This window comes from Paenibacillus hunanensis (assembly GCF_034055775.1).
GTDB classification, from domain to species: Bacteria; Bacillota; Bacilli; order Paenibacillales; family Paenibacillaceae; genus Saccharibacillus; species Saccharibacillus hunanensis.
The window spans coordinates 318,832-334,129 of the sequence record NZ_CP139194.1 but is presented as its reverse complement, the minus strand read 5'-3'; the positions used below and the strand labels follow the sequence as shown (position 1 = coordinate 334,129).

The 15,298-nt window shown below is 44.6% G+C and carries 11 protein-coding genes; all 11 read right to left on the bottom strand.

Features of this window, described 5'->3' with window-relative positions; translation table 11 throughout:
* Positions 1-328: 328 nt before the first annotated feature.
* The 11 genes from SK066_RS01340 to SK066_RS01290 all read right to left on the bottom strand — a co-directional run bounded on the left by SK066_RS01340 (position 329) and on the right by SK066_RS01290 (position 15,153).
* Positions 329-2,581: a DUF2207 domain-containing protein gene (locus SK066_RS01340; protein ID WP_320543338.1), complete on the bottom strand. Its 2,253-nt coding sequence runs from the start codon at positions 2,579-2,581 to the stop codon at positions 329-331.
* A gap of 129 nt (positions 2,582-2,710) precedes the next feature.
* On the bottom strand, positions 2,711-4,099 hold the full coding sequence (locus tag SK066_RS01335; RefSeq protein ID WP_320543337.1) for a DUF2207 domain-containing protein: 1,389 nt from the start codon (positions 4,097-4,099) through the stop codon (positions 2,711-2,713).
* 13 nt (positions 4,100-4,112) lie between these two features.
* Positions 4,113-5,621 carry a DUF2207 domain-containing protein gene (locus tag SK066_RS01330; RefSeq protein WP_320543336.1) on the bottom strand — a complete coding sequence of 503 codons (1,509 nt, stop codon included), beginning with the start codon at positions 5,619-5,621 and terminating at the stop codon, positions 4,113-4,115.
* A gap of 402 nt (positions 5,622-6,023) precedes the next feature.
* Positions 6,024-6,902 (bottom strand): N-carbamoylputrescine amidase, encoded by an 879-nt coding sequence (gene aguB / locus SK066_RS01325; protein WP_188774462.1) that lies wholly within the window; start codon positions 6,900-6,902, stop codon positions 6,024-6,026.
* A gap of 228 nt (positions 6,903-7,130) precedes the next feature.
* On the bottom strand, positions 7,131-8,159 hold the full coding sequence (locus SK066_RS01320) for an agmatine deiminase family protein (protein WP_320543335.1): 1,029 nt from the start codon (positions 8,157-8,159) through the stop codon (positions 7,131-7,133).
* A gap of 313 nt (positions 8,160-8,472) precedes the next feature.
* A complete protein-coding gene (locus SK066_RS01315) occupies positions 8,473-9,345 on the bottom strand; it encodes a carbohydrate ABC transporter permease (protein WP_188774464.1) in 873 nt (290 codons plus the stop codon).
* 15 nt (positions 9,346-9,360) lie between these two features.
* Positions 9,361-10,269, bottom strand: coding sequence for a carbohydrate ABC transporter permease (locus SK066_RS01310; protein ID WP_188774465.1), 909 nt, complete (start codon positions 10,267-10,269; stop codon positions 9,361-9,363).
* 191 nt (positions 10,270-10,460) lie between these two features.
* A complete protein-coding gene (locus SK066_RS01305; RefSeq protein ID WP_320543334.1) occupies positions 10,461-11,840 on the bottom strand; it encodes an extracellular solute-binding protein in 1,380 nt (459 codons plus the stop codon).
* Positions 11,841-11,923: 83 nt separating this feature from the next.
* Positions 11,924-13,234, bottom strand: a complete 1,311-nt coding sequence (locus tag SK066_RS01300) for a glycoside hydrolase family 125 protein (protein WP_320543333.1) — start codon at positions 13,232-13,234, stop codon at positions 11,924-11,926.
* 267 nt (positions 13,235-13,501) lie between these two features.
* Positions 13,502-14,683, bottom strand: a complete 1,182-nt coding sequence (locus tag SK066_RS01295) for a GntR family transcriptional regulator (RefSeq protein WP_320543332.1) — start codon at positions 14,681-14,683, stop codon at positions 13,502-13,504.
* A gap of 269 nt (positions 14,684-14,952) precedes the next feature.
* Positions 14,953-15,153, bottom strand: coding sequence for a cold-shock protein (locus tag SK066_RS01290; protein ID WP_017813974.1), 201 nt, complete (start codon positions 15,151-15,153; stop codon positions 14,953-14,955).
* Positions 15,154-15,298: the final 145 nt, after the last annotated feature.

Genomic DNA, 15,298 nt, shown 5'->3' with positions numbered 1-15,298 from the left:
TCATAGAGTGAATAGATCACATTTGTAGATGAAGACATCACTACTTATCGAACCGATGTTTATGGATAAGTGATTCATAGATCTCGATGATCGGCATATGAGCAGTTATGGTGTATTTCTAACTACCCATTAACCGTTATGGGGTTGTAAGAATAAAGGGAATGCAATAAATAATTATAGATAGTATGTGGTGAGAGAAAGTTAACTTGCTAAAAATAGGAAAAAGCCTCCGCGCTAGCTATTCTGCCAGGGCAAGGGCTTTTCGGTAACTATATTTATACTCTGTCTATTGCTATACCACCATGGATTACAAAAGCTAACCTACAGCTTAATCCGAGCTAGATCCACCACCCCCACCAGAATCACTGGAATCACTCAAACTGGAACTAGAAGAATCGGCGCTATAGCTAGTGGAGTCACTGCTGCTTGAGCTACTGTAATAGTCATTACGGGCACGCGCTTGTTCGCGTTGTAACCTACTACGTTCCTTTCTTTCTTTTATCTCTCGTTCTCTATTCTCAAACTCTATGATTGATCCCCATACCGTATTTACTGCATATACAATCCGATGTGCTTTAGATAATAATTCATGTTCTGGATGTTGCTCTGCTATAGCTTTAATCTGAGGATGGGATCCCAAAAATTCATCAGCGCATTGTAATACTAAGCTTGCCTGAAACAACCATTCCAATAAGGCTGCATCCATAACATGACTATACTTCCCATTCATCAGACGGTATCTCAATTGCTGAATCGGGATTTCTTGCCTGTGCATTGGTAATGGATAAAAACATACAGCAACGCATAAAACTATAGCGCAACTGATCATCCATAACTGTGCATTAGGAGGATTAAATGCACAAAGCCAGAGTACATTTAATAGAAATGAGATTGCAATTCCTTTTTTTAATATATGAGTCCCGTCTTTATCGATAAACCAGAAAAGTACCCTTTCTAGAAAACGAGGCTCTCCATCGACTGAACGATTCGTTAGTGCAATGATAACGGCATAGACACCGTACATTAAAAAAGCCAAACCAATCACAATCCAAAGCCCTATAAATGAACCAATGCCAAGATAAAAAAATGGATCAAACCAGCGCCCCAAAAAATCACCTGTTGGGTCAAAATCCCTTGTAAGCCAATACTTTATAGGGCTCCGAAAATAAACAATATCCAGATCATCTATATTCAGACATTTAGCAAATAAAATAGTGGCTAATCCATATCCAACTAATACCCTCACTAATCTGATTAGTTCATATACGGATGGATCTGGTAATTTAAGCTCTTTGCTCACCAGTGCTCCCCATTGAGGTAACTCAGAATGTATTTTATTCAAACGCTGCCGACTCTGATTTTGTTGGTATTTTGAAGCAGATTTAGAGATGGCGATCATAAAAATGGAGTTTATCGCAAACATATTTCCTCCACCTTGAGTAAATAACCAATCCATCAAATACTTGTCGTCTGTACGCAATCGCTCAGACATATGGTGTCGCTTTGAAAAAGTTAATACAGGTGTACGATCAAATATAGTGGCTTTCTTAAAATCCGCATCTATAATCCCACGTCTATACAACGACAATGCACCTGCCAAAATAGACCATGAATCCCATTCACCACGAGAATAGATCGCTTTAAGTTCAAGCATATCCATTCGCATATATCGGTGTATCAATATTCGATAGTACGTAGGAATAATAACAATGAACCATAAGAACACTGGCATAATAACAGCTAACAACAAAGCGATAATGATAGCTGACCATTTCGTCAAACTGTTCCATTTACCCACATATGTCCATGCGTCATGATTGAGCGAAAAGTACGGCGCTGCATTGTCCAGCTTGCTCATATTATGATTCTCCAACTGTTGTTCAGCTAAAGGAAACGATATTCGCATGTCCAAAGGCTCTCCTGCGAATAGCATGGGGTAATCATAGATTATCACTCTATGATTCTGTACGTTCAGGCTTCCTGTATCCGGAAAATAGGTATCAGCATGAACTTGTAGTTCTTCACTATCAGCAAGAGCTTCCGGCAATTCCATCCGAATATGCACATCGCCAATTGTACTGGGATTGCGATAATCAAAAAACTTCCAATTCCAATACCCTATACTGTTACTGCTTTTCATCACGCCACGTAAACGATAATGATACAGTACTTTTTTAGTTTCATTTTTTGCTGAGAGCGTCGCAGCATATTTGAACAGATCATCCGAGGTGGTCTTGTGTACTTTCAACGCTAAGAGCTGATGAAGCTGTGTATGATCCCATTCATTCATGTCATATGCATCATCGACCGAATAAGCCTGAAAAAACTCAACCCCCTCATATCCTTCCTTACCAATCGTACGAATTGTTTCATGATATGTACCATCAAATGTATATGTGTATAATTCTTCTACCTCCATATCTCCATCCGCTAGAAGCTGCGCCTGAATATCGACGCGATCAATTGTAAATGAACGATTGGATATATGACTGGTTGCTGTTGCTACCGGAATATATTGTAACGACACAGTCAGCATAATAATCACTAAAAGTGTATAAATTAGTATGCATCTTTGCTGCATTCGTGTTCACCTCTTGATTGAGTTGTTGAGAAATTGAAATGCACACTTTATTCAATCAAGCGTGAATAAGCTTAGTCTAGTTGATATAGCCTTAATACAGCCAAGCTATATCAACTGGTATAGTTACAGTTAATCGTTACTCTTATAAGCGCGTTGAATCTCAAGCCTACGCTCTTCTTGTATACGAGCCCATTCCTGTTCGTATTCAAATATAGACCTCCATACCATATACATTTCCTCCACAATTTGCTTTGCATTGGATAGCATTACGTATTCCGGGTAACGATCTGTTACTTCTTCAATCTGCGGATGTTTTTTCAAAAAGTCATCTCCGCAATTGAGTACGATACTTGCCTGCAATAACCACTCCAGCAACTCTGGATCCTCAACATGCTCATATTTACCCTGTGCAAGTCGTCGCTTTAATTGTTTTACCGGAAATTCAAGATAATGAGTGGGAAACAAGCATGCAGTAAAAACACAGGCTAATATAGCCCATGCAACTATCGCCCATGATTCATTCAACGAACCATCTATCAACGGCACCATGAATTGAAATAATAAGTTATCAGAGAAAAGAAAAAAGATATTTAAAATAAAGGAAATAGCCAATGCCTTTTTTACATTTTCAAAAAAATCATCCCCAAGAAACCATTGTGGGATTTTATCTAAGAAAGGCGTTTCACCGAATATACATTCACTTATAAATTTCACTGTGCGTCCTACAATGAATAAGATCGCAATGCCCATCCACAATCCTAACCATAAACACAGGAAGGGAATATACGCCCACAGTATCATTAATCCCATAGACATATACAGAGCTGCAAATAAACAGGTTGCCAACACGTATCCAATGATGGCAGGTAACTTCTTCCTTGATGTATAAGCTATATCGCCATGCTTTTTCTTCGACTCATTGATCCAATGATGAATCTGAGGATACAAATGATTTAAACGCTCTTGATATAATTTCCGTTGAGGCAAGCTATCATCCTCATCCAGATCAGGTAGAGCAATTGAACGCATAGTAAAAGCACGATCGTGATCTTGCTTGAATAACCATTGGATAAAATACTGTTCATCTTTACGCAGCGGTTGAGCAGCATTTTGCAATAGTGAGAACGTGAGAGAAGACCTACCTTGTCTTTTAGATAATTTTTTAAATCCAATACCTACGATTACACGATTGTACAACGATAATATCCCTGCCAAAATAGATATCGAACTCCAATTGTTATCGAAATAGACAGCTTGTAACCTGAGCAAATCCATCTTCATGTAATGCTCCGGAGATTGACGATAACGAAAAGGCACAACAATTCTACGCCATACAATGAGAGGCACAATCACAATGACAAACAAAACGATAATCAGCGCAGAAATTTTAGTTAACAATCCCCAATTTTTTATTATGTCTCCAGCCAAAGCATTAGCTGATGCGCTCGGTATGAACAGCAAGCATATCGAAAAGATAGCTATGATACAGAATATGTGCATGAATAAGCACTTTTTCATGAATGTCCACCCTTCAATTTGAATTAGAATCACTACTATTGCCAGAATCATTAGAATCTGAACCATGACTTGATAAGTCCATATGATGACTACCCGGGTTATCGCTAAGACAAGAATTATCCGAGTCACTGTTGGAATAAGAATTATAGGAATTGCTAACGTACGAATCATTACTGGAGTATTTAAATCCCCCTGAATACTGCTTATCATAGTTTTCATATGGATGTTCAGTATCATACTTTCCAAACTCAATTTGAGATTGAAACACGGTATGCTTGGCAGCTATCACTCTCTCAGCATAAAGCAACATAGCATACTCCGGGTATTGACTAGCAAACGCTTTAAGCTGTGGATGAGTTTTCAAAAAATCATTTCCACATTCCAATACCATACTTGCCTGTAGCAGTCGCTCTAATCTGTCAGGATGCTTAACTTTTCGGTAAGCTCCATGAGATAATCGGTGTCTAAAGCCAGCTAAAGGTACCTTGATAATAGCGATAGGAAACACATAACTGGATATCAGAAATATGAATGTTACTCCCATAATCACCATTGTTGATGAATCGAACAATCCAATCTGATCTTGTCGTAATAGTAGTAGTAGAGCCACATACACAACAACAATCAAAGCAGGTATCCGTTTTATTACAGTTGATCTCAATGTCTTTTGTCGAATTGAACCGACATACCCTAAAAATAAGAAGAAACTAGCTGTAGAGATGATGAGCATGAACAATGAAGCGAGAAGAACGATAAAAACAATCTGATCAAGCGAAGGAAAAATAATGCTTCCGCTGGGATCATGATCAATGAATAAAAGTAAAGGCATGAGCATTGCCAAAATAATCCCGATCATAAAACTGATTTTACGTTGAATTTCATATCGCTTCTGACTACGCAGCCTGTATCTTTTGCTAACAAGTACACTCCAAGTACATAATCGCGAATATAACATATCCAGACGTGCGCGGTAGTAAAATAATCTTGACCTATGGCTTGCATTAGATAAATCTGGTCCAGCAATTGAACGCGCAGCAAATGTAGAACCACCCGACTTATTGAATAGCCAATGAATGAGATATTGTTCATCGCTGTTCAATAGATTAGGATCATACTGAATTCTTGAAAAAGTAAGATCCACTGCACGTTCTCCACTATTTTGAAGTGGGGACTGTATACCAATTATGCCTCGATTATACAAACAAAGAACCGCCGTCCATATGACCGGTAATTCCCACTTCTTATTGCGATATCTATAATCTAACTTTAATAAATCGATTCTTTCGTACAATCTTGGAAAAGTAGCATAGATTAGCCAGACCAGCAGTCGCAAGATGAGTAAAGCTACTATCAGCAGTACCGTGAGTATGATGATCCACGAAAGATATCTTGTGATGGGATCTGTTTGACTCAGTCCTTCTATCCATATCTGCCCTACCATTTTTCCGTTATGTATCAGGTTTTTTATTATCCATCCAAATTCAGTTACCCTATCTGAAGCGGTGAAAAAGCCATTAAGCATAGAATATTCACCTCAAATCACATAAATAATTGAAATATTCCTTATAATTTATATCGGTTGCTAGGTGACTAATTTTGTATATAAATCAAAAAATTGCAGTTATAAAACTAGAGATAGTCTACTATTTCCTTGATGCCTGCTTTATTTATAGGCCCCAATCTGTTACATAAACTAAATGATAACGCATTTCCTCATAAAATAGCCTCTACCAAAAAAAGGCTCATTCTCCGTTATAGAAGAATGAGCCTTTCATTCATTCGTGCCTCTAATTCATCAGTACCTTGTATCTAAGCTTCAGTATAAAGAACTTATGTCTACACAGAGCAAAAAATACACAGCATGAGTATACTCATTTTCTGCATCCTACATACGCAACCGCCTTACAAACTCAACAGCGACACTTTACTTGAAACGACGCTCGCCATCATAAGTCGCGATCATGCCATACAGATCCGGGCGGCGATCACGGAAGATGCCCCATTCCAGACGCTGTGTTTCGAGCTGATCCAGATCGAATTCAGCCACCAGTACGCCTTCGCTGCTGCGGTCGGCTTCCTGTACTTTGTTGCCCTGTGGGCCAGCGATAAAGGAAGAACCGTAGAAGTTGATTAGGGAATCCTCGTCCTCTTCTTTACCGATACGGTTGGAAGCGATGACGGGAATCAGGTTCGCACCAGCATGACCGAGCATGCACGCTTGCCAATGATCCTTGGAATCAATACCTGCATCCTGCGGCTCGGAACCGATCGCTGTCGGGTAGAACAGCAGCTCAGCGCCCATCAGTGCCATGCAGCGTGCCGCTTCTGGATACCATTGATCCCAGCAGATGCCGACGCCGATCTTCGCATAACGTGTGTTCCACACCTGGAAGCCCGTATCACCCGGGTTAAAATAGAACTTCTCTTCATAACCCGGGCCGTCCGGAATATGACTCTTGCGGTATTTGCCCAGCACTTCGCCATCTGCATCGATCACAGCAAGCGAGTTGTAGCGAGCATAGTTTTTCTTCTCATAGAAGCTGATCGGCAATACAACCTGAAGCTCCTTCGCTACCTCACGGAAATGGTTGATTGCTTTGTTTTCCTCCAGCTCGGTTGCGTACTGATAATATTCCGCTTTTTCCTTCTGGCAGAAATATGGCGTTTCGAACAGCTCTTGCAGCAAAATAATCTGTGCACCCTGTGCCGCAGCTTCGCGTACGAGCTTATCTGCTTTACGGATGTTATCTTCAATATCCCAGGAGCAGCTCATTTGAGTTGCTGCTACTTTTACGTTTCTCATGTGGTGTAGTCATCCTTCCTATATGAACGCGAGCGCAGGTCGTGGCATTTTATCTATGCACGACCTGCTCGCTTCGAATGATAAATAAAGTTTCACAAACATTATACATACCCGATAAATAGATACCGAACTACAGCTATTGTATGCCATTAGCTAGCAATCGATATCTAATGAATACAGACAGCTACTATGTCAGGACAATCATAAAGTGAATGCCCAGATCAATACTTACTTGCCCGCAGGAATCTGCTGGGTCGTGCAATGTACGTTACCACCCTCACGGATAATCGCCATGCCATTGATCGTACGGATACGACGATCCGGGAACGTTTGTTGCAGTACGTCAATCGCTTTGCGATCCGTCTCTTCAGCCGTGCCGCCGAATACCGGTAAAATAATGCCGCCATTCACAAAGTAGAAATTCAGATAGCTCAACGTCAGACGTTGATCCTCATGCATCACCAGCGGTGGCTGCTCGATCTCGATCACTTCCAGCTTGCGCCCCTTAGCATCGGTTGCGTCTGCCAGAATACGCAGATTCTCCTGTGTGATCTCATAGTTATCATCGGCAGAATCATGGCATACCTGTAGAATAACTTTACCTGGTGCAGCAAAGCATGCCACATTGTCGACGTGACCATCTGTTTCGTCGCCGGACAGACCACGTTTGAGCCAGATGATCTGCTCTACATTTGTATAGTCTTTTACATACTGCTCAATCTGCTCACGGCTGAGCTCCGGGTTACGGTTCACGTTCAGCAGACACTCTTCTGTCGTCAGCAGTGTACCTTCGCCATCCACATGAATCGAGCCGCCTTCCAGTACGAGCGGTGCATCGAATTGACGCAAGCCCAGATGCTTGAGCACCTCTGGTGCCACAGCGTTATCCAGATCCCAGTTCTTGTACTTACCGCCCCATGCATTGAAGCCCCAGTTAATACCAGCGCGCTCGCCCTGCTCATTCATTACAATGGTAGGCCCATTATCGCGCATCCATGCATCGTCATGCTCCAGTGGCAGGAATTCAACCGCTTGTCCGGCAAACAGTCCCTGTACTTTTTCCAGATCATCTGGGTTCACAACAAGCGTTACTGGCTCAAATTCAGCAATCGCGCTGATCAGCTCCTGATAGCCCTTGCATACATCTGCATAATCGTCTGGATACGACATCGAACCGATCACTGGCCAGGCAAGAATTGTTCTTTCGTGTGCTTCCCATTCGGCAGGCATCATATATTTCAAATCGATTGGTTTCATGATCTATGTTCACCTTTATTCATCATAGGATAGTTCCCGTGTGCGCTGGTATAAGAAAAATGCTTCCATACGCCTCGGAACAACCTATATCATACAATATGAGCGCGGTTGTACCAAGCGATTTTCGTAAATTTTATGCAAGCAAACATGAAAAAGCCCGCAGTGCATTGCACTACAGGCTGATCCATTGTATAACCAATTATTTCCATGTTCGACTTCTTGCTATCGATTTCTGCTATTTCTATCGAGCATAATAGATGGATGGGTATACGCTTCAGGTGTAAGCGTCGGCTTACTATTTCACTGCGCGCACTTAACCTTTACTTGCACCACCAAAACTAAAGCCCTGCGACATGTAGCGTTGACCGATAATATACAGCGCCACTGCCGGGATTGTATACAGCACCGAGAACGATGCGAGCATGCCATATTGCACCATGCCATTTTGTCCAAAATACTGATAGATCGTTACCGCGGCTGGCAGCTTGTTAGCGCTTTGTAGCAGGATGAACGGAACGAGGAAGTTGCCCCAGCTACCGGAAAAGGCGAAGATTCCGACGGTGAAGATACCGGGCAGCATCAGCGGTACGATGACAAGGCGCAGCGTCGTCCAGATCGATGCACCATCGACCCATGCCGCTTCCTCCAGCTCAATCGGTACCGAATCCATAAAGTTTTTCATCATCCAGATCGAATACGGCAATGCCGATGCAGTCAGGAACAAAATCGTGAAAAAGAGGGAATCCTGCATACCGAAATACAGAAAGAATTGATACACCGGCACCATCACCGCTGTCAGCGGCAAGCCAGTCGCGAACAAAATAACATACATAAACGGGCGTTTGTAACGCATCTGGTAACGGGACAGCGGATACGACGCCAGACCCGCCACAATGACGACGAGCAGTGCTTGCCCCAGCGCCAGAATCAGACCGTTTGCAAAGGACAGCTGATTCTCCTGATTCGTTACCGTATCCCGATAGTTATCGAGTGTAAAGTGAACGGGAAACTTGAGTGCCAGTGTTGCGTCCTTATCGAAAGATGCAAAAATTAGCCATAACAGTGGAAGCAAAAACAGCACACCAATAAAGGTCAAAATGATATAAGGCAAAACGCGCGCAACCGCGAACCGATTCAGCTTCCGCTTGCGTGTTCGAGTGCGAGGGACATCATGTACAGTGCTCATCTGTTCTTCCTCCTTTTACAGCTTCACTTTTAGCATGCGCATATAGATAAGGCTGGCAATAATACCGATCAACAGCAGCATTAGCGAGATCGCTGTTCCATAGCCCAACTGATAATTCACGAAAGCCTGGTGATACATATAGATCGGAAGCGTCTCTGTCGCAAGACCCGGGCCACCGCCAGTTAGAGCGTAGATCAGTGTAAAGGAACCGAGTGTTTGCAGCGTTACGAGTACCATATTGGTCGTTACCGAGCTGACGATCATCGGCAGCGTAATTCGTGTCAGGCGTTGCCATGCGTTCGCGCCGTCGATCATCGCGGATTCCTCCACCTCACGAGGCACGTCGCCAAGCGCTGCCTGGAACACCATCATCGAGAAGGCGGTACCGTGCCAGATATTGGCGATAATGACCGATACCATCGGGAACGTATACAGCCAGGCGATCGGCGTAATATTCGCCGATTGGAGAAAGGTGTTCACCGTACCCGTGTCATTCAAAAAGGCAAACCATACAAACGCACACACCACTTCCGGTGCCACCCAGCCCGCGATAACGATCGAGCCGATCACACTGCGGAAGACGCGACTGCGTCCGTTCATCAATACCGCAATAATAAAGCCCATCACCTGCTGTCCGATCACGGCGGAAAAGATCAGGAAAATGATCGTATTCCAGACCGACGTACGGAAGCTGGCATCCTGAAACATATTTTTAAAGTTCTCAAAGCCTACAAATTGCGTATCCGCTGCCGCAGCACCGGTTAATGCCATATTCGTAAAAGCAAAATAAAACGTCAGAATGGTCGGTACGAAAAAGAACGCCAGCAGCAAAACAAAGCTTGGCGACAAAAATACTAATGCTCGCCACTGTTCAGCATTATTCCGACGCTTGCTCGCAGTAGTGCGCGCTTGTACAGCCTCCATCTTCAGTCTCCTCCTCCATCACGCGATCTGGATCATTTCACCAGCACCTTCATGCTAGCTTGCTAAGCCCCATCACGGTTTCTCTATCGTTCCTGTACGCTCTATACGTAAACAGTCAGGCAGCCGGGCTGCCCTGTATTCCCGGCGACCGGCTACCTGTCTGAATCGGCTACCTTACTATGACTTTGTCGTTAGTTAGCTGCTGGTGCTACTTTGTCAGCACCGAGGCTTCGCTGCACACTTTGTGCGAATTGATTCATCGCATCCTGTGGACTTGCACCACCTGTAACAACCGTTTCGACCATTTGCTGAATTGCTGTGGATACAACTGGATAGTCAGAGTTACTTGGACGAACGTGAGTATATTTAATGAAATCGGCTGCTTTTGCATACAGTGTGCCTGGCTGACTCAGATATTCCGAATCCTTGGCTACGTCAGTACGTGGAGTCAGTGCGCTATCCAGCATTGCGTATTCTTTGTTGTACTTCTCATTCACTGCCATCTGGATGAATTTCCAGCCCAGATCCTTCTGCTGCGCCTTCGCGCCTACAGCCAGTGTCCAACCGCCAGACATCGAAGTGTAGCCTGGGTCCTGACCGTTTTGTGTTGGCATTTTCACGAAATCATACACATTGAGCGCTTCTGGCCATGGCTTGCTACCAGTAGATGCCCATGTGGATGGCAACCAGCTACCATTCAGCACGATACCGACCTTTTGATTCGGCATCAGGTCTGTTTCAAGCACCTGTCCAGCCTGTGCAGTCATTACCTGAGATAGCTGTGGACCTAGACCCTTGCTATAGATATCGTTGATGAATTGCAGGGAGCTGAGTACGCCAGGACTTTGAGTCACCCATTTGTTGTTTTCAAACAGTGTGTTTTGTGTTCCGTACAGCAGCATTTCAAAGGTCTGCATCGTTGTTGCTTCCTGACCGGCTTTGCTGGAGTTCATCCAGAATGGGATGATATCCGGCTGTTTGTCTTTTAACGTTTGAGCGGCTGTCAGGATATCCTGCCAGTTTTTCGGTTGCCAAGGTACAGGCAGACCTGCTTTTTTGAACAGCTCTTTATTGTAGTAGAGACCGCGAACGTCAGTGGAGAACGGTACGCCATAGCTCTTGTCGTCTTTACCTTTGACAGCTGCCTTGATGCCGTCATTGAACTTGCTCCAGTCACTCCATTGATCGACTGCCAGTGGCTCCAGATAACCAGCAGCACTATCGGCATTGATCATGAAGGAATCCTCTGCCAGTACTTCAGGTGCTGTCTTTGGATCGGACATCAATAGCGGAATTTTGGTTGCATATTGTGCACCCTGGATCGGCTGTAGCTCTACGGTTACGCCCGGATTTTCCTTTTCAAATTCAGTTTTCACGTCGGCCAGCCATTTGCCCCATACATCGGTGTCGTTCCATTTGCCGTAGGCTACCTTGACCACCTTGCTGCCGCTAGAAGCTGAACCACCATCGGCAGAGCCTGTTGTCGCTGTGCCGCCGGAAGAACAGGCTGCGGTGAATACGGATAGACTGAGTAGCATACCTGCTGCCCATTTGTAGCTTTGCTTTTTCATACTGATCGCCCCTTTGTGTAAATGGTAATCCAGTAAGTCTCGCTTCCTACATTTCCGAATCCCTTGTTAGGGGAATCCTATTCTTACTTCAGCCTGCTGCTCGGCACATCATAGCCACAATGGGTCAAGATCAGCTCGCTAAATAATGAATTCGCCCAGGAAAACCACTCCCGAGTATATTCTGCCGGGTTATCGGCGTGGAAGCCTTCATGCAAAAATCCAGTGTCTGCGTCGGTGTTCTCCAGTAGCGTGAGCAGCCGTTCCTGCTCTTCCGAATCGAGTGATGTGAGCGCCTGCATTGCCAGTGAGATATGCCAGATGTATTTTGGCGGCGTATGCGGGCTGCCAATGCCTTGCGCCGCAGAGCCACTATAGTAATATGGGTTATGCTTGCTCAGGATAAAGCGCCTTGTGTTCAGATAATATTCATCGTCCGGCTTGCAATAGCCCAGATAAGGCAGGGAAAGCAGGCTCGGTACGTTCGCATCATCCATCAGATTATAGTTGCTGTACCCATCGGTTTCGTAGGCATACATCGGGCCGAACTTCGGATGATTAACGATGCCATACTTCTCGATTCCTGCCCGAATCTCCTCCTGTAGGGTAGCCGCTGATTCGGTCAGTTCCTGATCGCTGTATACTTCAGTCGCAATCTGCTGCATATAGCCCAGCACCACAACCGCAAACATATTCGCTGGCACCAGATAGCCATATTCGCATGCATCATCACTTGGGCGGAAGCCCGACCAGGTCATGCCGGTAACTGCAACCGGATTACCTTTCCCGTCATTAGGGAGCGTATCCGAAGCTGGACAGTCAAACCGTTCAAACCGATACGTGGAATGCTCATCATGATTCTGCTCGGTGCGCCATACTTCCAGAATCGTCCGACATGCCTGACGGAATTCTTCGTCAAAATGATCGGTACGTCCTGTCTTCTGCCAGAGCAGATAGGCGAGCTGGAGCGGGTAACAGAGCGAGTCGATCTCATACTTACGCTCCCAGATCCAAGGCGTCATCTCCGTCTTATCATCCTGATGCCCACTACCATCTGCACTTTCGTTGAAGGCATTCGCATACGGGTCTTGCAAAATATAACGAATCTGCCGCTTCACCACACCGCTCACCAGATCGCCAAGCCCTTCGTCTTCATTCGCAAGCAGCAGATAAGGTCTAACCTGTGCTGCCGAATCACGCAGCCACATTGCCGGAATATCGCCGGTAATGACGAATACCGTACCGTCCTGCTGAGGTCGGAGTGTCGTTGTTAACGTATTGCGAATACAATTGCCGAACATATGCGCCAGCTTGGGTCGATCTTCTAGCTTGCTGGCAACACTGGATATGAGTTGTTCCACTGAAAAGGGGACAATCGCTTCCTCCTGTTCGTTCATAACATCCCTCCTCATGTAAAGCGCTTTCATTTATGGCAATATCATAATGCACTCTAAATAACATGTCAATATATTATATTATAATATTTAATTTAAATTACACAAAACACCGGATAATATTGTCATATCATCCGGTGTTTTGAATAAGCTATGATATTATCCATTTATTACATGACAATAACGTTCAATCGAACGATAATATGCTCATGTATTCACCTATCTGAACTGCTAGCTGATCGCTCCCTCTAACCAATCGTGACGGGTCATTTAATCGGTTCCAGTCGCACGCTTCACCTGAGTGGCTTCAGACAATGCCGGTGCTGTCGACAGACCATGAATCAGATCGGCAGTAAGCGAGATCCGTCCCGGTAGCGTTTCACCAGCAATAAGCTTGAGCACATTTTCTACAGCCAGTCGTCCGAGCGAATGCTGATCCTGCTGCAAATGTGTAAACGGATACAGCGCTGCACTCGCCTGTGGGCTATCAAAGCAAATAAGCGAAATCTGCTCCGGTATCTTCACCCCAGCATGCTCCAGCGCTTCCTTGGCAAATAGCGCCAGCTCGTACTGCATCGCAAAGATCGCTGTCATTTGCGGCTGATGCTCTACCATCTGCTGGATCGTATCCACATTAACGCGCACACGCTCCTGCTCTTCCGCTTCCGTCTCTCCATTCCACGTCATATCGGTGAGCCAGTATGATCGATCCAGTATGACTCCACGCTCCGCATGCGCACGCACAAAGCCTTCGATCCGCTCCTCAATCGCCACATTGTCCATCACCTTGGAGGCGAGCAGACCAATATGTCGATGTCCCAGATCGAGCAGATGATTCGTGCCCTTGCGCGCTGCCTCTACATTATCCGTGCTGATCGAAGCCGATTCGGTGCCTTTAAAATAACGATCCACGAGTATATGCGGGAAACGATCAATGACCAGCCGTAAAATCTCTGGATTAAAGCTCTGTCCACGTGTCGGATAAATAATCAGTCCGTCCACTCCGTATTCACGCAGACTACGAATCGCATTTTCTTCAATATCCGGCTGTGAAAAGGACATCCGCATCAGCAGATACACATTCAGACGCTGTGCGGTACGCTCCATCTCTGCCAGCATCTCCTTGCCGTAGCTGTCGCTAAAGTCCTCCATAATCAGACCGATCACGATCTGCTTGCTCGCCAGACGACGCTGGACGCCTGTTTGCTCCTGCGGCTCTGGTGCCTTTGTTGAAGCGGAATAGCTTTCACCGGGCGGATCACCCGCATGAATGACAAACGATCCCCGTCCTGGCTGGCGAACAATATAGCCTTCCTGCACCAGCATATCAAGCGCCTTTTTCGAGGTGATACGGCTCACATCGAACTGCTTCATCAGCTCTTTTTCGGAAGGGAGCTTATCGCCGACTCCGTATACCCCTTTTCGCAAACGTGAACGAAGCTCAATATACATCTGTTCATACCTTGGTTTTAAAGACAATGGGCTATCTGGCATAATATCACCTTTGGATTAGGATTTATGTTTAATATTAACATATATTATAATATGTTATATCATTTATGTAAATCACAATAAAAATTGCGTTTCCGACGTATGCGTCGTTGCAGGTAGAAGATCGCGACAAAATTGGGCTATACCCTCGATATTAAGGCTGTACACAACAAGTTATAAACACAAAAAAACACCCTTAACTGACGTTAAGGGCGTTTTTATAAGCTGAATTACAGTTTTACAACGTTCTCAGCTTGTGGTCCACGGTTACCTTCAACTACGTTGAATTCTACGCGTTGACCTTCGTCCAAAGTTTTGAAACCGTCGCCTTGGATTGCGGAGAAGTGTACGAATACATCGTTGCCGCCTTCAACTTCGATGAAGCCGAAACCTTTCTCAGCGTTGAACCATTTAACTGTACCTGTTTGCATGTGGGGTACCTCCAAAAATTAAATTTACATGACCTTCTTTATTCAGAAAAAAACATCCGATAAAATGAAAAATCACATATTGTACAAGGTTATTATTTTTACAAACCAATAACCCTCTACAATATGTGAGTTCAGGTCACGATTT